General features: G+C 74.5%; 15 protein-coding genes. 6 read left to right on the top strand and 9 right to left on the bottom strand.

The annotated features are described in order from the left end of the window. Positions 1-216 precede the first annotated feature (216 nt). Positions 217-1,062, top strand: coding sequence for a TIGR02452 family protein (locus ABZ937_RS07010; RefSeq protein WP_361686671.1), 846 nt, complete (start codon positions 217-219; stop codon positions 1,060-1,062). On the opposite strand, the gene ABZ937_RS07005 is transcribed toward ABZ937_RS07010, so the two are convergent. Next, positions 1,047-1,493, bottom strand: coding sequence for a type II toxin-antitoxin system PemK/MazF family toxin (locus ABZ937_RS07005; protein WP_361686668.1), 447 nt, complete (start codon positions 1,491-1,493; stop codon positions 1,047-1,049). The genes ABZ937_RS07010 and ABZ937_RS07005 overlap by 16 nt on opposite strands. Before the next feature lie 48 nt (positions 1,494-1,541). Further along, entirely contained in the window at positions 1,542-1,988 is a 447-nt protein-coding gene (locus tag ABZ937_RS07000; protein WP_361686665.1) for a hypothetical protein, read from the bottom strand. Positions 1,989-2,106: 118 nt separating this feature from the next. Here ABZ937_RS07000 and ABZ937_RS06995 point away from each other — a divergent pair, with 118 nt between their 5' ends. The 3 genes from ABZ937_RS06995 to ABZ937_RS06985 all read left to right on the top strand — a co-directional run bounded on the left by ABZ937_RS06995 (position 2,107) and on the right by ABZ937_RS06985 (position 4,910). After that, positions 2,107-2,778: a helix-turn-helix domain-containing protein gene (locus ABZ937_RS06995; protein ID WP_361686662.1), complete on the top strand. Its 672-nt coding sequence runs from the start codon at positions 2,107-2,109 to the stop codon at positions 2,776-2,778. Between the two features lie 60 nt (positions 2,779-2,838). Beyond that, a complete protein-coding gene (locus tag ABZ937_RS06990) occupies positions 2,839-3,267 on the top strand; it encodes a hypothetical protein (RefSeq protein ID WP_361686659.1) in 429 nt (142 codons plus the stop codon). 62 nt (positions 3,268-3,329) lie between these two features. Beyond that, positions 3,330-4,910, top strand: coding sequence for a hypothetical protein (locus tag ABZ937_RS06985; RefSeq protein WP_361686656.1), 1,581 nt, complete (start codon positions 3,330-3,332; stop codon positions 4,908-4,910). Between the two features lie 30 nt (positions 4,911-4,940). On the opposite strand, the gene ABZ937_RS06980 is transcribed toward ABZ937_RS06985, so the two are convergent. Beyond that, positions 4,941-6,428, bottom strand: a complete 1,488-nt coding sequence (locus ABZ937_RS06980) for an SPFH domain-containing protein (RefSeq protein WP_361686653.1) — start codon at positions 6,426-6,428, stop codon at positions 4,941-4,943. Between the two features lie 133 nt (positions 6,429-6,561). Continuing rightward, positions 6,562-6,780: a hypothetical protein gene (locus tag ABZ937_RS06975; RefSeq protein ID WP_361686650.1), complete on the bottom strand. Its 219-nt coding sequence runs from the start codon at positions 6,778-6,780 to the stop codon at positions 6,562-6,564. A gap of 182 nt (positions 6,781-6,962) precedes the next feature. Here ABZ937_RS06975 and fxsA point away from each other — a divergent pair, with 182 nt between their 5' ends. Then, on the top strand, positions 6,963-7,175 hold the full coding sequence (gene fxsA / locus ABZ937_RS06970) for an FxSxx-COOH cyclophane-containing RiPP peptide (protein ID WP_361686647.1): 213 nt from the start codon (positions 6,963-6,965) through the stop codon (positions 7,173-7,175). Beyond that, positions 7,172-8,401, top strand: coding sequence for an FxsB family cyclophane-forming radical SAM/SPASM peptide maturase (locus tag ABZ937_RS06965; protein WP_361686644.1), 1,230 nt, complete (start codon positions 7,172-7,174; stop codon positions 8,399-8,401). Before fxsA ends, ABZ937_RS06965 begins: the two co-directional genes overlap by 4 nt. A gap of 84 nt (positions 8,402-8,485) precedes the next feature. Here the strand turns inward: ABZ937_RS06965 and fxsT are convergent, their stop codons facing one another. The 5 genes from fxsT to ABZ937_RS06940 form a co-directional block, all read right to left on the bottom strand. After that, the gene (gene fxsT, locus ABZ937_RS06960) at positions 8,486-12,727 is read right to left on the bottom strand and encodes an FxSxx-COOH system tetratricopeptide repeat protein (protein WP_361686641.1); all 4,242 of its coding nucleotides are present in this window, start codon (positions 12,725-12,727) and stop codon (positions 8,486-8,488) included. After that, the gene (locus ABZ937_RS06955; protein ID WP_361686638.1) at positions 12,724-13,806 is read right to left on the bottom strand and encodes a MoxR family ATPase; all 1,083 of its coding nucleotides are present in this window, start codon (positions 13,804-13,806) and stop codon (positions 12,724-12,726) included. Before ABZ937_RS06955 ends, fxsT begins: the two co-directional genes overlap by 4 nt. Beyond that, complete coding sequence (locus tag ABZ937_RS06950; protein WP_361686635.1) at positions 13,803-15,308, bottom strand: hypothetical protein; 1,506 nt, start codon at positions 15,306-15,308, stop codon at positions 13,803-13,805. Before ABZ937_RS06950 ends, ABZ937_RS06955 begins: the two co-directional genes overlap by 4 nt. Further along, positions 15,305-16,267, bottom strand: a complete 963-nt coding sequence (locus ABZ937_RS06945; protein WP_361686632.1) for a trypsin-like peptidase domain-containing protein — start codon at positions 16,265-16,267, stop codon at positions 15,305-15,307. Before ABZ937_RS06945 ends, ABZ937_RS06950 begins: the two co-directional genes overlap by 4 nt. Positions 16,268-16,375: 108 nt before the next feature. Continuing rightward, positions 16,376-17,800 (bottom strand): amidase, encoded by a 1,425-nt coding sequence (locus ABZ937_RS06940; protein ID WP_361686629.1) that lies wholly within the window; start codon positions 17,798-17,800, stop codon positions 16,376-16,378. Positions 17,801-17,906: the final 106 nt, after the last annotated feature.

Raw genomic sequence — 17,906 nt, 5'->3', positions numbered from 1 at the left:
GCACTCGTCCCACCCAAGACCCTCGGGCCGATTCGCACAAGGGTCCCCATCCGGACGTTCCGGATCCGTCACTTCCGTTTCGTTGTGCGTTTCCGGACCGTTCCGGGCGCGGGAAACTCCGTTGCACCGCATCACCAGCATCACCCAGGATGCGTCCATGAGCACGACGGGGGAGACCGCGCGGGGCGCGGTCATGGCGCCCACGGGGGTGGCGCCGTGAGCGCGCGCCTGCGCGGTGTTGCCGCGGAGACGGAACGGATCGTGGCCGCGGGCCGGTACCGGACGCCGGACGGCCGGGAGGTGTCGATCGCGGCAGCGACCGAGGCCGCCCGGGCGGGCACCCGGATGTTCGGTCCCGCGCCGGTGCCGGTGGAGCCGGTGCCGGAGGCGGACACGGTCTTCGAGGTCACCGGCGAGAGCAGCCTGGAGGCGGCCCGCCGGCTGGCGAACGCCCCCGTCGCCGTCCTGAACTTCGCCTCGGCCCGGAACCCGGGCGGCGGATACCTGAACGGCGCGCAGGCCCAGGAGGAGGCCCTGTGCCGCGCCTCCGCGCTGCACACCTGCCTGCTGGCGGCCCGCGCCTTCTACGACCACCACCGCGCCGAACGCGACCCGTTCTACACCGACCGGGTCATCCATTCCCCGGCCGTCCCCGTCTTCCGCGACGACCGGGGCCGGCTGCTCGCCGAGCCGTACCTCGCGGGCTTCCTGACGGCCGCCGCCCCGAACGCGGGCGTGGTCCGGCGTACGGCACCGGAGCGGGCCGCCGGCCTGCCCGGCGCCCTGGCGGTACGGGCCGAGCGGGTGCTGGAGACGGCCGCGGCCCACGGCTACCGGCGACTGGTGCTCGGCGCCTGGGGCTGCGGTGTCTTCCAGAACGACCCGGCGCAGGTCGCGGGCGCCTTCCGGGCGTTGCTGGGACCCGGCGGCAGGTTCGCGGGATCGTTCGAGCACGTGGTGTTCGGGGTGCTGGACCGGACACCGGGAGCCGTGGTGCGGCAGGCGTTCGTACGGGCGTTCCCCGAGTCCGCGGCGGCGGGGGCCGGTCAGGTCCAGCCGTAGCGTTCGTGCAGCCGCTGCCGGACCAGGTTGAACCGCATGCGGTCCAGCGCGCACGCCTCCCGGCGCATGCCCTGCTCGTGCAGGCGCAGCACACGGTCCACGTCCACCCAGGAGTCCCGGCCCGACCGGTCCCACGGTCCGCTGCCGATCGCCACCCAGTCCCGGTCGCCGGCGTGCCGCTTGCTGGAGAGCTGCACGGCGAGGAAGGTGCCGGCCGCCTCCCGGGCCACGACCAGCACCGGGCGGTCCTTGCCCCGGCCGTCGTTCTCCTCGAACGGCACCCAGGTCCACACGATCTCCCCGGGGTCCGGGTCGCCGTCGTGGGCAGGGGAGTACTCGGTGCGCACCCGGCCGACCTCGCGCGGGTCGGCCTCGGTGGTGGCGTGGGGGCCCTGTCGGCCGGGGACGTTCTCTTCGGTGGACGTGATCACGGGGGCACACCCTAGTGGTCCGCGCAACCCGCGTCCCGTACGGGTGCGTTACTCCGGCGTCCCGCCGGGGTGCCGGCCGGGCGCGGTGTCCGGGTGCGCGCCGATCCGCATGCCGGGGCGCCGGCCGTGCACGGTCAGGTACGTCAGGCCCGCCGCACCGGCGGTGATGCTGCGGGGCGCGCCGTGCGGCAGCCAGACCAGGGAGCCCTCCGCGAGCGGCTCCACCGCGCCCGAGGAGCCCTCGCCGAGCGTGCCGTCCCCGGCGACGACGGGCACCAGCACGTCCAACTGGGCCTCGGTGTGGGCCGGGATCCGCCCGCCCGGGGCCACCCGCACGACGTTCGCGTCGAGTTGGCGTCCGCTCTCGGCCAGCTTCCACAGCACCCCGCCCGGCACCCGCGGTGCCTCGGCGAGCGCGCGCGTGTCGCACAGGACGCGCGGGCCTCCCGCCGCGCGGTCGGCCGGTCCGGTGTCGGTCGCGGACGGCGACGTCATCTGGTGTTCCCCCTCGGCTCATGCGTTGCAAGCCCCACAGTGCCCACCCAGTTTACAATTAGTACATGTAGGATTCGTGAAAATGGGACCGTTCGGGAGGGGGTCAGGTGTGCCGGACGTGACCACGCGGGAGAGTCCGCGCCGCCGGGAGGTGCTGGACGCGCTGCGTGCCGCGCCCTCGCCGCTCGGGGTCGCCGAGGCTGCCGAGCGGATGGGACTCCATCCCAACACCGTGCGCTTCCATCTGGACGCCCTGGTCGCCGACGGCCTGGTGGAGCGCCGGGCCGAGGCACCCTCGGGACCCGGCCGGCCCCGCACCGTCTACAGCGTCCGTCCCGGCATGGACCGCGGCGGCCTGCGCGACTACCGGCTGCTCGCCCGCATGCTGCTCAGCCGGTGGGCCGCCGCCGACCCGGCCGAGGCGCGGGCGGAGGCCCGGGAGACGGGCCGTGCCTGGGGGCGCTTCCTGGTGGACCCGCTCCCGCCGTACGAGCCGGCGACGCCCGAGCGGTCGGTGGCCGGGCTGCTCGCCCTGCTCGACGGCCTGGGCTTCGAACCGAGGCCGGAAGGCGCCGGCGAGCCCGGCCGGCCGCCGGAGCGGATCCGGCTGCGGCACTGCCCCTTCCTCGAACTCGCCGAGGAGCAGGGCACCTTGGTGTGCTCCCTCCACCTGGGCCTGATCCAGGGCGCGTTGGCGAAGCTGGGCGCGCCGCTGACGGCCACGGAACTGGAACCGTTCGCCACACCCGACTCCTGCGTCGCCCACCTGGCCGGCGCAGCGGCCGGCTGAACCGCCTGGATCCGTCAGCGGATACGAATCCGCCGCCCCGGCGGAGAAAGGGCCGCGTCGATGAACGCCACCTCCGCCGCCACCGCCACGGCGGTCACCTTCGTCTGGCTCGGGATGGTGCTGGCGATCTCCTTCCTGGAGGCCCCGCTGAAGTTCCGCGCCCCGGGCGTGACGATCCCCCTCGGCCTGGGCATCGGGCGGCTGGTGTTCCGCGCGCTGAACACCGTCGAGGCCGTCCTGGCCGTCGCCGTGGTCACCGCGGTCGCCCTGGGGGACGCCCCGGCCGGGATCGCCGCGCCGACCGCCGCGGTGGCGGTGCTCCTCCTCACCCAGCTGATTGTCGTCCGCCCCGCCCTCAACCGCAGGTCGGACCGCGTCCTCGCGGGCGAGGACCTGCCCCGCTCGCGCGGCCATCTGTGGTACGTGGCGCTGGAGATCCTCAAGGCCGGCACCCTGATCGCCCTGGGAACCCGCCTGCTCACGGTGTGATCCCTTAAGGTCGGCCCCCGGGGGGCCGCGAGGGCGGTTCGCACACGGGGGGATCACGGGACATGCCGACACCCGCACAGATCTGGGAGGAAGCCGACCTGCCGACACGCCGGCTGGCCGGACTCGCGCTCAACCCGGCCGTGACTCAGGACATCCTGCTGCGGCTGCTCGCCGAGGCCCCGCTCGCCGTACGCATGGTGCTGTGCCGGGACCGCGATCTGCCGGCCGCCGTGGTGGACGCCGTGGTCGCGCATCCCGACGCGCGCACCCGCGGCTTCCTCGCCGTCAACCCCCATGTCGACCCCGCCCAGCGGGCCCGGCTGGTCGACGATCCCGACTGGATCGTCCGGTGCCACCTCACCGAAGGCCCCCGCGTGCCCCTCCCGCACCGGCCCAGGCCACTGCCCGACGACACCGTCGTCCGCATGATCACCACGTACGACGGTGAGGAGCCGCTCGGCTCGACCGGCTTCTGGCAGCAGATGTCCTGGCAGCTGATCCGGTCGATGCCCACGCACCCGGTCGCCGCGGTACGCCGCTGGGGCGTCGGCTCCTGGGGCTCGCTCCCCGCCGAGCGGAGGGCCGCGCTGCTGGCGGACCCGGACACGAGCGTGCGCGAGCGGGCCCAGGAGCTGGCGCGGTGGGAGGACCCGGCGTGGGTGGAGACCCAGCTGCCCCCGCGGCCCTGCCACGGCCGCACCGACATCCTGCTCAACCGGGCCCTCAGCGAAGCCGTCGTGGAGGGCGTCCTCACCGCACCGGCCCACCCGGACGAGAGGGCGACGATCGCCCTCAACCCCACACTCCCGCCCGACGCGGTGGTCCTCCTCGCCGCCGACCCGGACCCCAGGACACGCGAGCGGATCGCGGGCCGCGCCGACCTGCGGCCGGCCGAGCGCCGAGCCCTCGTCGCCGACCCCGAACCGCACGTGCGCCGGGCGGTGGCCCGCCACCCGGACCTCGGTCCCGACGAGCGCCGTACCCTCGCGACGGACCCCGACCCGCAGGTACGGCTGGCCGTCTCCGTCCACCCCGCGTTCAGCGAGGAGGAACGCGCCCGCATCGACTACCGGGTGCCGCCGGACGGCCGGTTCGGCTTCCGCCCGGCGCCCCAGGAGCCCCGCGACCCCGCCGACGTCCGCCGGGACGCGCTCTCCGGGCACCCGATGCTGCGCCGGCGAGCCGCGCGGGAGCACACGCTTCCGGCCGACCTGGTGGCCCGCCTGGCGGAGGACGACGACCTCGGCGTCCGCGTCCTGCTCGCCCACAACCACCCGGACGCCCCGGCGGCACTCCTCCTGCGCTGCTTCCTGGAGTACACCGGCGACGAACGCGACCGCCTGCCCACCCGGCCCGACTTCCCGCGCACCGGGCTCGCCCGCCTCGCCGCGCACGCCGACCCCCGGGTCCGCGCCCTGACCGCACGGGACCCGGAGACCGGGCCGGCCGTCGTCGAGCGGCTCACCAGGGACCCCGACCCCGAGGTCCGGGCGGCCCTGGCCCGCCACCCGAACCTCCCCGCGCCCCGGCTGGCGGAACTCCTCGCCGACCCGGAACTCGCCCACGCCGCCGCCGCGAACCCGGCGCTGGAGCGGGGCACGGTCGACCGGCTCGTGCGGACGCACGGCCGGGGTCCCTGGTGAGGGACCCCGGCCGCACGGAACCGGTCGCTGTCAGCTCTCCTGATCCACCGTCACCTTCTGCGGCGGCGGAGCCGCCACCCCGTTCGGGGAGGGTGAAGTGCCGTTCAGTGCCTGCCCGTTGTCTCCCGTCGTGGCGAGCAGCTTGCGGGCGAGGCCCAGGCCCGTGCCGCCCATGGTGAGCGCCTTGGCGAACAACTCGCCCATGCCGTCGGCACCGTTGAGGAGCACCATGTTGTCGACGTTCCCGAACGCGGACGCGCCGGCCTGCACGATCTCCGGCCACTTCTCCGCGAGCTGCTGGGCGACGACCGCCTCCTGGTTCTCCGCGAGGGCCGCGGCCCGGGCCTTGATGGCCTCCGCCTCCGCCAGACCCTGCGCCCGGGTCGCCTCGGCCTCCGCCAGGCCCCTCGCCTGCGCGGCGGCCGCCTCGGCCTCTCCGGTGGCCCGGGTGGCGGCGGCGGTCGCCGCACCGCGGGTCTTGGTCGCCTCGGCCTCGGCGCCCGCGGCGGTCTTCACCCGGGTCGCCTCGGCCGCCGCCGCCAGCTCGGTCTCCTTCGCCCGGGCCTCGGCCGCCGAGATCCGTGCGTCGCGCTCGGCCTCGGCCAGCGTCCGCGTCTCGTACGCCCGGGCGTCCGCCGGCTTGCGGACATCCGCCTGGAGCTGCTGCTCCCGCCGGTGCGCCTCCAGCTCGGCGACCCGCGTCTCCTGTACGACGACCTCCTGCCGGGCGCCGGCCGCGGCGAGCGGCCCGGCCTGCTGGGCCTTCGCCGCCGCCTTGTCCCGCTCGGCCTGGTAGCCGGCCTGGAGGATCTCGCTGTCCCGGGTGGCCTCCGCCATCCGCGCGAGCGACTGCTGCTCGGCCTCGGTGGCGAGCCGGTTCGCCTCCGCCTGCGCGATCCGCGCGTCCCGCTGCACGGCCGCGGCGTGCGGCATCGCCAGGTTCTGGATGTACCCGGTCGGGTCCTCGATCTCGTGGATCTGCAGCGAGTCCACGATCAGACCGAGCTTCTCCATCTCCGTACCGCAGGCCGCCCGGGTCTGCCCGGTCAGCTTCTCCCGGTCGCGGATCATGTCCTCGACCGTCAACCCGCCCACGATGGACCGCAGATGACCGGCGAAGACGTTGTGCACCCGCTCCGCCATCAGCCTCTGCTGGTCCAGGAACCGGCGGGCCGCGTTCGCGATCGACACGAAGTCGTCGCCCACCTTGAAGATGACCACGCCCCGCACCTTCAGCGGAATGCCCTGGTGGGTCACGCAGTCCACCTGCAGCTCGGTCTCGTTCAGGTCCAGCGAGAGCTTGCGCACCGCCTGCACACCGGGCAGCACCAGCGTGCCGCGCCCGGTGACGATGCGGAAACCCATGCCCTCCTCAAGCCCCTCGGTGCGGTGCTTGGACCCGGAGATGATGAGCGCCTCGTTCGGCTCGGCGACCCGCCACATCATCTTGAACAAGCCGATCAGAACGAGGACGGCAACGACGACCGCCCCCGCAACGACGCCGACAACCATCGGCATACGCCCCCTTTGCATGGTGCCCGTTCGGCACCGAACGAAGGGAGTGTGCGCCTGCCGGCGGCCCGGGTGAAGACGCTGACGAATCCTTGTTGCAATCTTGACGCGCGCCGCTCTCACCTGGGGCGGAGCGGGCTCAACTGTCGTACGCCGCCGTGACGTACACCGTCCTCGGCGGCAGGTACTCCACCACCATCACCACCGTCCCGGTCGCGAGCCGCGCGGTGCCGTCGGCCGGGTGGGCGAGGAAGTGCTCCGCGCCGCCGCGCACCCGCACGATCACCTCGCCGACCAGACCGGGCCCGACCGTCCCCGTCACCCGCCCCATCCGCCCGACCATCGACGCGTCGTCCATGGGAACAGCGTAGGGTTCGCCCGCATGACCTGCACCGTTGCGTCAGGAACAACCGCCGCGAGGACGGCCCCGGGAGCCGGACCACCGGACCCGTCCGCACGCTGACCGGCCACGCCCGGCTGGATATCCTCGGAACCGACCAGGAATCACTGGCCGGACCGAAGCGTCAGGGGATGAGGCCGATGCCCAGCAGGGGCGGCGAGTCGACGGCAGACATGCCGGATCTCACGGGGCTGCCCCTGGAACGGATCCTGGAGGGCGCCGACTCCGCGTTGTCCGAGGCCCTGCGCCGCGTACTCCGCCATGTGGCCGGCGAGGAGGCTCCGGTGGCCGCCTACGACTCGGGGGGCGACCTGTGCGAGGGACCGCGCCGGGCCCGCACCCCCGCCTCATGAGCCGGCCGGCCGGCTCCCGGCGGCCCCGGTGGCCCGACGACCTCCTCGACGTCCCGGCTCTCCGCGCCGAACGGCAACGCGCGCTGCCCTTCCGCGAGTTCGTCCTGAAGGTGCACAGCCGCTGCAACCTTGCCTGCCGCTACTGCTACGTCTACGAAGCCGGCGACCAGCTCTGGCGGACCCAACCTCGCACCATGTCGCGGGACACGGCCCTGCAGGTCTGCCGTCGGGTGGCCGAGCACGCCGAGCGCCACGGGCTGGGCTCCGTCCGCGTCCTCCTGCACGGAGGCGAACCACTGCTCGCCGGCATCCCGTTCCTGCGGGACCTCACCCGCACCCTGCGGGCCCGGCTGCCCGACACCACCGACGCCGAAGTACTCATCCAGACCAACGGCGTTCTCGTCGACGACGAGACGCTGCGCCTGTGCCACGAGGAGGACATCGGCCTCGCGGTCAGCCTGGACGGTCCCGCTGCCGTCCACGACCGCGTCCGACGGGACCACGCCGGCCGCGGCAGCCACACGGGCGTCGCGGCCGCCCTGCGCCGGCTGTCGCGCCCCGAGCACCGCCGCGTCTGGGCCGGCATCCTCGCCGTGATCGACGTCGACTCCGACCCGCTCACCACGTACGAGCACCTGCTGAGCTACGACCCGCCCGCGATCCGCCTCCTCCTGCCGCTCGGCAACTGGACCCACCGCCCCCCGGGCCGCACCGACGACCCGGCGCACACGCCGTACGCGGACTGGCTGATCCCGGTCTTCGACCGCTGGTACCGGTCGCCGGGGCCACCGGTCCGGATCGCGTTCTTCGAGTCGATCCTGGACCTGCTGCTCGGCGGCGTCACCCGCACCGAGACCATCGGCGCCGCCCCCTCGCAACTCGCGGTGGTCGACACCGACGGCGCGCTCACCCTCTCCGACCAGCTGAAGTCGGCGCACGAAGGAGCCGACCGCAGCGGATTCGACGTGTACCGGCACACGTTCGACGCCCTGCTCCACCACCCCGGGGTGGTGGCACGCCGGCTGGGGACCGCGGGGCTGGCGGAGCAGTGCCGCGCCTGCCCCGTCGGTGCCGTGTGCGGAGGCGGCCACTATCCGCACCGCTACCGCGCGGACAGCGGCTACCTCCATCCCTCCGTCTACTGCCCGGACCTCATGGCACTGATCCGGCACGTGGCGAGGGCGGTGCGCGCCGATCTGGCGCTCGCGGCCGGGGAACACCCTTGACCCCGCACCGGGGGACCGCGGCGCCCGACCGGGGGTGGAGCAGCGCCTCCTTCAGCGACGCCGTCGGGCTGGTGGCCCTGGCACCTAGATCGAACCCGGGTCGATGTCGCATTCCGCGCGGGTGCCGGCCGCGGCGCCGCGGCTGTCCGGATGCCCGGGGCCGAGCGTGCCCAGATAGCGGCGTCGCACCGACTCCAGCAGCTCGGCGCCCGCCTCGGCGGCGCCGGCCGCGCCGGTGTCCAGAGCCACGTTGGTGAGAGCCGCGAGTGTCATGGGGTGACGGTCGCCGTAGCGGGCCGCCAGCCGGCGCGCGCACTCCTCGCCCAGTGCCAGGGCCGCCGCCGGGTCGCCGCCGAGGGACAGGTCCGTGGCGAGATCGACCTGGGCCAGGAGCAGCCACGGATGGCTGCCGGGCAGTGTCCCGGCCAGCGTGGCCACCGCCTCCCGGTCGACGCCGTGAGCCTCGTCGTACCGCCTCGCGGCACGCAGCGCAGCCCCGTGGTTGACCCCGGCGACGCCCGTGAGCGGGTGCCCGCGGCCCAGGACGGCTCGGTAGCCCCGCAATGCCTCCGCGCTGTGCGCGAGTGCCGCCTCCGCCCGGCCGGTCTGCCGCAGCCCGCTGGCGAGGCTCATCAGCGTGGCCAGCGTGTCGATGTGCTCTCGGCCCAGGTAGCCCCGGCTCAGCTCCAGCGCCTCCTGCGCCAGGGTGAGACCCCGGTCCAGCTCTCCCGCCTTCCGGCAGGTCACCGCCATGTTCCTGAGGGCCCGCAGGGTGTGCGGGTGCTGGTCCCCGTACTGCTCGCGGTAGCGCTCCAGCGTGCTGGACTGCAGATCCAGGGCCTCGCCGTAGCGCCCGCAGTCGAGCAGGTCGCGCGCCACGTTGTTGAGGGAGAAGAGGGTCGAGCGGGCCGTCGGCCCGAGGACGGAGAGACGGCCTTCGTGGACCCGCTCGTTCACCTCCAGGGCCTCGGCGTACAGACCGTTGACGCGCAGACACACCGCATAGTTGTGGCCGATGGTCAGGACGTACGGGTCCGCGGTGCCGTACAGCCGTACGCTGCGGTGGTAGGCGTCCTCGTCGAGCACGAGAGCCTCCGCGAAGCGCCCGGCCGCGCGCAGGTCGGCGGCGGTCGCACCGGCCATCGTCAGGGTGTACTTGTGATCGTCGCCCACGGTGGCGCGCAGCCGGCGCAGCACGTCCTCGTTGATCCGCCGGGACTCCTCGAACTCGGAGAGCTGCCAGTGCGCGCTGGCCTGCTGACGACGCGCCCACAGGGTCTGGAGGTGGTCCGGGCCGAGTGCCCGCGTCCACGAGTCGACGATCTCCCGCCCCAGCTGGACCGCCCCGGGAAAGTCGCCGTGCGCGATCACATAGCCGAGGACCTGCAGCACCGTCGCGCGCACGGTCTCGTCCTCGCAGTGCGCCAGCCCGGTGGGTTCGAGGTGGGGCAGGATGTCCGCGTAGTTGCGCCAGTGGTTCGGACGCTGGGAATCGCCGGGGTCGTGCGCGGCCAGGATCCGGTGGACCAGATGACGCAGCCCGCTGCCCTCGTCGTCCGGCAGTTCGTCCCGCAGCACGCGGGCCAGCAGCCGGGGCACCTGGAGGGTGTCCGCCGCGGGATTGACGGCCAGCAGCGAGAACCGGCTGATGGCCTCGACCGCCTCGGCACGGACCGCCTCGTCGCGGGCCACCGGAGCCAGGGCGTCCGGCAGGGGCAGCCCCCGCGCGGAGTGCAGGAACGACCGCGCGACCGGGCCCGGCCCGAAGAAGGCCAGCAGGCGCAGGAGTTCCAGTGCCTGCGGGCTGCGCTCGCGCAACAGGTCCACCGAGGTGCGCCAGACGGCGGCGACGGGCCGGACCTCGGGCGCGACGGGCTCGGCGCGCAACTGGTCGCGCTGATGTTCGAGGAGGTCCAGGTAGACGTCCGTGCCGATACCGCACTCCGCCTGGGCCGCGACGGCGTGCTCCAGGGCCAGCGGGAGGTCACCCAGGGCCTCGGCGAGCCGTTCGGTCTCCTCGGGGGTGGTCCATGGCATGCGCCGACGGAGGAATCCGACGCTCGTCCCCCTGTCGAACGCCTCGATGGGCAGTGCGGCCATGTGGTCGGCCCAGCTTGAGTCGCGCGAGGTGACGAGCACATGCCCGGCACCCTCCGGCACGCCGGACATCGACGGGACGTACGGCAGGATGTCGTCGGCCGGGCCGGCGTTGTCCATGACCAGCAGCCACCGCCCGAAGGGCTGTCCCGCGGCCATCGCCGTCAGGACGCGGTCCACCGGATCACCAGGGCCTTCGGCGGCGTCCCCGAACTCTGCCGCGAGGAAGGAGAGCTGCTGACGGATCACCGTCGGCTGCTGCGCGTCGACCCACCAGATCCGTTGGTACACGGTGCGGTGACGTACTGCGTATTCGACGGCGAGCCGGGTCTTGCCGACCCCGCCCGTGCCGTACAGCGCGGCGCACGGCGAGACGTCCTCGCCTGGCGCGGGGCCGAACAGCCGCTCCAGCTCGGCCAGTTCCGCCTGGCGGCCGGTGAACCCGGACGGCTGCGGCAGCGGCATGGAGCGCGGCAGCCCGGCCGGTACGCCGGGCAGGGCGGACGGGACGCTGCCGGGGGGAGCGGGCGGCTCGCGCACGACGGGCGGAAGCGGCACCGGGGAGGCGGCCCCGGCGCGTGCGGCCCGCGCCGGCCCGCCGGCCGACGGCGCAACCCCGCGTTCCCCCGCACCCGGGAGCGGACCCGGGGACGCACGGGCGCTCGTGCCGTCGAGCACGCTTCCGTAGGGTGGTCCGAGGGCCGCGAGCACGGGTGCCGCCGCCGCGAGCAGTTCCTGGTCGGCAGCGCCCAGATCGTCGGCGTCCACCGTGGTGGGGGCGGCCAGCAGGGTGCCGAGCAGGTCCGGCCGAGCCCCGATGACCCGCGCCGCGACTGACGACACCTCCTGGAGCATGCGCAGGACCTCCGTGCGGCCGAGCCCCCTCAGCAGCCGTTCGCGCACGCCGTCCAAGAAGGTGTAGACCGGCTCGGCACCCTCCTGGCCGGGGCGGGTCGCGAGCAGTCCGCCGAGCAGGATCTCGGCGAACGGCAGCGGCCCGGCCTCCCATCCGTGCAGGTGCTGCACCGCCTTCACGACCTCCGGCCGCAGCGGCACCATCGCCAGCAGCGCCGCGAGCCGCCGTGCCTGGGGCGAAGCGTGCCGCAGAAAGCGCAGCACCGTCTGTTCGGCGGAGGCCGGGGCGTGCCGCTCCCACGGAGGAAGCGGGGGAAGACACTCCGGGGCCAGCCCTTCCTGGTCCACGAGGAGCGCGGCGACATCGACCGGCGTGCCGGCGCCGGCGGTGACCAGCCGGGCCCAGCCCGCGAACCAGGCGGGCTCCAGTTCCAGCACGGGCACGACCGACGGACCGCCGCGCACCCACCGCCTGTCGCGGCGCACCCGGAGCAGCGCGTTGGGCCGGCCCGCGGCGGCGGTGAGCACCCGGACGTCGCGGGGCACCGCCTCGCACAGGTCCCACAGCCGGCTGGGCAGCGGCTGCAGCACGGCGACCGGTGCCTGACGCGCCCACAGGTGCAGCATCCCGGGGACGGTTCCGCTTGCCCAGGCGTCGCCCACGCAGTCGCTCATCAACAGGATCAACCGCCGTCCCTGCGGATGGAACAGCTCACCCGGGGCACGTGCCGGGCCGCCCCGCTCCGGCCGGAGCGCAGCGGCCTTCCGGCCGCGCGTGTCCAGCTGCCAGATCCGCACATCGGCGAAGGCACCCTGCCGGCGCAGGAGTTCGACGAGTTCACCCGCGACCCCCCACCACACGGCCATCGACGGACTCTGCTCGACGATCAGCGCCACATCGAACCACCGGTCCGGCACGTCCGTGAGGACCGGACTCCACCGGCCCAGTTCCGCCGACCTGCTCGCGGTGGTCTCCTCGTCCAGGGTGCGGCGGTGCCGCGAGCGGACCCGGCGATTGAAGGGCCGCAGCGTCCGGGCCAGACGCAGGGGGTCGCGCAGCACACCGGGGCGCATCTCGATGTCGAAGAGCGCCGAGGCGGCGGGGGTAACGGCCTCCGGCGCGCCGCTCGGCCGCCCGGTGTGCCCAGAACGCCCGGGCGGACGCGCGTCCTGGGAGGTGAGTGCCGCGCCGGGGAACTCCTCGTCGCTCTCCGCCCGCGGGTCTTCGGCAATCGACTGGCCGGCCGCCCTCCGGCCCTCGGAGTCCGCGTCGTCCGGCCGGTCGGCGTCGGCCGCGACGATGCGGTTCACCAGCCACAGCGCCTCCGCCCACTCGCGGGCGGTCGGCGGCGAGGCCTTCGGGGCGTCGGTCACGGTGCGCTGTCCGACGCCAGATCGCGCCACAGCGACGACCGCAGCCGCGCCCAGGACGCCTCGTCGGCGTCGGCGGCGCCGTTCGTCAGCATGTGCACCGTGTTCAGCAACTGGTCCGCGGCGAGGGAACCATCGCCGCGTTCCTCCAGGAAGGAGCGCACCAACTCCAGCGTCCGCTCGTCCAGACCGGTGCCGAAATGCGATTCGATCATCGCCGCGAGGCGCCGCTCGTCCGGCGCGGCCAGCTCGACCTCCAGGCACCTGCGGCGGAAGGCGGGCGAGAACGCCCGCTCGCCGTTGCTCGTGATCACCACCAGCGGGAACTCGACGCACCTCACCCTGCCGTCCCGCACCACCGCCGGCGCGCCGTGATCGGCGGTGCCGACGCTCACCGCACGCCGGGACTGCCCCAGCCGCTCCAGTTCCCTGATCCGGAACTCGCCTTCCTCGAAGATGTGCAGCAGGTCGTTCGGCAGGTCGATGTCGCTCTTGTCGAGTTCGTCGATCAGCAGCACCCGCGGTCGCTTCCACGGCAGCAGGGCCGTGCCGAGCGGCCCGAGGGTGAGGTAGCGGCTGACATCCGGCAGCGGGCGGTGCGCGCCGTCCGCTCCCGGGCCCGACGGCGCGTCCTGGACCCGGCCGATCGCGTCGTAGTCGTACAGCCCGTCGCGCAGTGTCGTGCGGCTCACGACCGGCCACCACAGCACCCGGCCCAGGCCAAGCTCGGCGGCGATCTGGTAGGCGAGGCTGGACTTGCCGGTCCCGGGCTGCCCGGTGACCAGCAGGGGCCGGCGGAGCTGGACGGCGGCATTGATCACGTCGATGACCGCGTGATCCAGGGTCCCGGCCCGGCGCGCCCCCAGTTTGCGGTCGACCTCCCAGGAGTCGGCCGGCACGGGGGTGTCCAGCGGCTCGCAGTCGGCCGTCGGCCTGAAGCGCCGCCACGGCGGAGCGGGCGGCAGCTCGGGCAGGGTGTCGTCGGAGGGCGAGCGGTGCGCCCCGCTGTCCTGGAAGACCCACCAGGACGGGGCCGGGGATAACGCCGCCGCGTCACACAGGTCCGTCTCGTCCCCGCTCATCGGCGACCACCCCCGGTCCGCGGATGCCCGAGCACGGCATCCGCTCCCTCCAGTCCGTCCAGGCTGTCCCACACTAGGGTGATGTGGCGATGCAGGTCCAGCGGTACGAGACCCGCCCCGCCGTCCGCCGCGGCGCCGCCCCGCAGCAGCCGTACCCGGTCGGGCAGCGTGCCCAGCGAACCGGCGAGATTCGTCCGCAACGCCGGGAGCGCGTCGGCGTGATGGCCGCTGCGGCGCAGCGCGACGATGGCGGGAATGCCGACTTCGAGCAGGACGTACACGGGGTCCGCCGCCAGGTCGCCGTCGTAGGGCGGCGGTTCCATCAGCACGAAGCAGAACGGCGTGTCGCTGTTGCGCAGTTGGCGCAGGACGTCGGAGGGCTCCGAGGTGACGCCCGCTTCGACGCATCGTACGGCGGGCGCGTCGAAGGCCCCGTCCGGATGTGCCTCCAGCCACGCCAGCCGCCGGTGCAGCGCGGGCCACCAGTGCCGGTTGCGGAACCGGTCGCGGCTGCGCACGAGCACGGTGTGATCGGCACCGATGGGGCGGCTCACCGAGCCGGACGGCCCGATCATGAACTGGTCCACGTCGAGCCAGAGCAGCACCCGGGGCAGCAGGAACTCGACCTGGAGCCCGGCGCTCAGCTCGCCGAGCCGGTCCACCACCACCTGGTGCAGCCCCGCCACCGCCTCCTCCAGCGCGGGCCGGGACGTCACCCGGCAGTCCGCCAGCAACGTGTCCGGCCCCTGACCCGGGGCCAGCAGCCAGCCGCGTACGTGGTACTCGTCGGGGGTGGCGGTGCGCGCCACGATCTCCACCAGGAGCCGGGCCGGCTCGAAGGGCCGCCCGGCGCGGGCCGCCTCGCGTGCCCGGATCCGGCGCAGCAGGTGCGGTGGGCAGCCGATCCGGGACGCCACCCGGTCGCCCCACGCCCGCAACTTCCGCTCCAGGCAAGGAGACTGCCGGACCGCCACGGCCTCGACGAAGCAGAGCAGGGGATGCGGCTCGTCCGGGATCAGCAGCGCGTCCTCCAGCGCGTCGAGCAGGAGGACCACCGGATCCTTGTGCGCCGGGTCCCCGAGACCGCGCGGCGGCAGGAACGGCAGGAAGCGCAGCGCGATGGGTTCGACCGGTACCCGAGGGGACCGGCACGACAACAGGTCGTTCAACTCGTCGTACTCGCCGGGCGTGAGCAGCCGCTGCGGGTGGAGCCGCAGGTACATCTGCTCCACGGCCGTCCAGGCGAGGGTGCCCGTGCGACCGCTGCCCAGGGTGTCGAGATAGAAGCGGAGGCCCGTCGGATAGGCGTCGCACGAGCGCAGGATCGCGTAGAGGTCCTCCCGGAGGATTCCCGAGTGCTCGACGTCCAGCGGGCCGAAGCGTTCGGCGAACGCGTCGGCCGCCCGGCGCAGCGGGAGGTGACGGCTGAGGCCGGGGATGCGTGCCAGGCACCCCGCCAGCTCCCAGAAGAGATCGGTGCGCGGTGCGCCGACGTCGGTCACGGCCTCGATCCCGGCGCGCCGCGCAGCCGGCCCAGCGTCCGGTCGAAGTCCCGCATCGGCAGTGACCCCCGCTCGTACCAGCGCAGTGCGGCGGCAAGCCGGTCGATGCCGTCCGCGTACTGCAGACACAACTCGGTGATTCCCCGCACGTCCTCCAGCAGCACCGGTGACCGCTCGGCCAGGTCGGCGATGTCGTCGCCCGTGTCGCGCAGCACGCTGTCCCGGCGCTGCGGGTCGCGCATGCTGGGGATCCGCACCAGGGCCGTGACCAGTTCCCGCAGGGCCTCGCGGGGCCACAGCGGTGAGGCCGAACCGTCCTCGGACAGGCTGACGGCGTCGGTGAGCAGGGGGCAGTACCGTACGGCGGCCTCGACCGGGATCATCCACGCCGTGTCCGATCCGGTCCGGCGCAGCCCGGCGACGACGATGCCGATGACGTCGCCTCCCACGTCGACCACCCCCGCTCCGCTGTAGCCGCCCCGCACTCGGGCGTGCGTCGCACCGGCGCTGTCCAGCTGGATCCAGTCGGGGCTCAGCCCACCGGCTCCGCTCAGCCGGGCCGCGACCCACAGACCGGGCGTGCCGTCCGCTCCCTGGCCGAAGATCCGCACGTCACGGCCTCGGACCGGCCCGCACGGGCGGAGCCGGGCCGGCCCGCAGTCCCCGGGCGGCGGCGGGTCGAGCCGGAGCACGGCGACGTCCGCGCGCTCACCGTCGGGCGGGGCCCAGCCCTGGGGCAGCACGGAGGCGTACGACACGCCGTCGGACAACGATCCCGGATAGTCGACGGCCAGCCGTCTTCGCGGGAGATCCTCCTCCGCGCCCGGTCCCAGGACGTCCTGTACGACATGAGCACATGTCAGCACCCGCTCCCGCTCGACCAGGACACCCGAACCCGCCGGTGTGCCGTCCGCGGTCAGAATACGTACGCGCCAAGAGTCCTCGATCGACCGTGCCACCCCGTGCCCCGTTCGCTCCGTCTCGCATGATGTTGGCAGAGAACCGCCGCGGCGGACAGCGGATGGCGGGGATCGGGCGGCGGCACCCCTCCGAGCGGTGCCGGCGTCTCAGCCGGCCTTCGTCGGTTCCGTCCGGCGCTCCGGCGGCCACCGCTCGTGCCAGCGCAGCTCCGCCTCCAGCTGCGCGGCCAGTGACACCAGGAGCGGCTCGCTGTTGGCCGGGCCGAGCAGCTGCGCGCCCACCGGGAGCCCGGGCCCGGCGAACCCGGCGGGCACGTTCACCCCGGGCCAGCCGAGCACGTTCCACGGCCAGGCGTACGGGCAGGCGGCGATCATCGCCCGGTCCGTGGCCAGCCCGCCGAGCTTGTACAGGGCGCCGATCCGGGGCGGGGGCGCGGCCGTCGTCGGCGCGAGGATCACGTCGTACGACTCGAAGAACGCGCCGATCCGCCGGTGCAGCACCGCCTCGGCGCGCCGGGCCACCCGGAGCGGGGCCCCGCCGAGCAGCCGGCCGAGCCGGGCCGCGTCCCGGGTGCGCCGGTCGAGCAGCGCCGGGTCGGGGGCCTCGCGGACATGCTCGGCGATCCCGGCGGTGGCCCGGGGCACGAAGGTCAGCCCGATCTGCCCGTACGGCGGATCGGCCTCCTCGACGACGTGCCCCAGCTCCGCCAGCATCTCGGCGAGTTCGGTGACCCGGGCGCGGATCTCCGGGTGCAGCCGGGCGGGTACGGCGGTGAACGGCGGCTTCAGGGACAGGGCGATGCGCAGCCGGCCCGGGTCGCGGCCCACCGCGTCCGCGACGGTCAGCGCGGGCGGCCGGTGCGGGTCCCGGTCGTGGTTGCCGCTCGCCGAGTCCAGCAGCAGGGCCGCGTCGGCGACCGTACGGGCGAGGGTGCCGTTGACCGTGATGCCGTGGAACGCCTCGCCGCGCGGCCAGGTGGAGATGCGCCCCCGCTGCGGCTTGATGCCGATCAGATGGGTCCAGGAGGCGGGGATGCGCACCGAGCCGGCGCCGTCGGAGCCGAGCGCGGCCGGGACGAGCCCGGCGGCGACGGCGGCGGCCGAACCACCGGAGGAGCCGCCCGGGGTGTGCCCGGTGTCCCAGGGGTTGCGGGTCTCGCCGAATGCGGGGCCCTCCGTGAACGGCCACTGCCCCAGCTCACAGGTGTTGGTCTTGCCGACGATCACCGCGCCGGCCGCGCGCAGCCGCCGTACCGCCTCCCCGTCCGCGGCCACCGGCGGAAAGTCACCCCGGCAGCCGAACGCGGTCGGCTCGCCCGCCACGTCCATGTCGTCCTTGACGGCCACCGGCACCCCGAGCAGCGGGCGCCGCACACCGGCGGCCAACTCCCGGTCGGCGGCCTCGGCTTCGGCGAGCGCGGCCTCGGCGCGCACGATCCGGAAGGCGTTCAGCGTCGGCTGCGTGGCCTCGATCCGGGCCAGGGCCTGCTCCACCAGCGCACGGGAGGTCACGTCACCGTCGGCGAGGGCGCGCCGGGTCTCCGCGAGGCCGGCGGCACGGTCGGGCGTCATTGCGGGCTACCTCCGGAGTCTCCGAGCACCACTTCTACTGAACGGTAACGTCAGAGGGGCCCGTCGATACAGCCTTCGCGCAGGCCGGGTGGGCCGACCGGAGGAA

The sequence above is a fragment of the Streptomyces sp. NPDC046727 genome, assembly GCF_040645635.1.
In the GTDB taxonomy this organism is placed as follows: Bacteria; Actinomycetota; Actinomycetes; order Streptomycetales; family Streptomycetaceae; genus Streptomyces.
The sequence above is the reverse complement of the archived record's forward strand: the minus strand, read 5'-3'. Positions and strand labels throughout refer to the sequence as shown.

What these genes read in the sequence shown, in the direction of transcription:
- fxsA (WP_361686647.1), top strand. Translation starts at nt 6,963, where the DNA reads ATGCCCAGCAGGGGCGGCGAGTCGACGGCAGACATGCCGGATCTCACG.
- ABZ937_RS06955 (WP_361686638.1), bottom strand. Translation starts at nt 13,806, where the DNA reads ATGAGCGGGGACGAGACGGACCTGTGTGACGCGGCGGCGTTATCCCCG.
- ABZ937_RS06985 (WP_361686656.1), top strand. Translation starts at nt 3,330, where the DNA reads ATGCCGACACCCGCACAGATCTGGGAGGAAGCCGACCTGCCGACACGC.
- ABZ937_RS06980 (WP_361686653.1), bottom strand. Translation starts at nt 6,428, where the DNA reads ATGCCGATGGTTGTCGGCGTCGTTGCGGGGGCGGTCGTCGTTGCCGTC.
- ABZ937_RS07000 (WP_361686665.1), bottom strand. Translation starts at nt 1,988, where the DNA reads ATGACGTCGCCGTCCGCGACCGACACCGGACCGGCCGACCGCGCGGCG.
- ABZ937_RS06965 (WP_361686644.1), top strand. Translation starts at nt 7,172, where the DNA reads ATGAGCCGGCCGGCCGGCTCCCGGCGGCCCCGGTGGCCCGACGACCTC.
- ABZ937_RS06940 (WP_361686629.1), bottom strand. Translation starts at nt 17,800, where the DNA reads ATGACGCCCGACCGTGCCGCCGGCCTCGCGGAGACCCGGCGCGCCCTC.
- ABZ937_RS06990 (WP_361686659.1), top strand. Translation starts at nt 2,839, where the DNA reads ATGAACGCCACCTCCGCCGCCACCGCCACGGCGGTCACCTTCGTCTGG.
- ABZ937_RS06975 (WP_361686650.1), bottom strand. Translation starts at nt 6,780, where the DNA reads ATGGACGACGCGTCGATGGTCGGGCGGATGGGGCGGGTGACGGGGACG.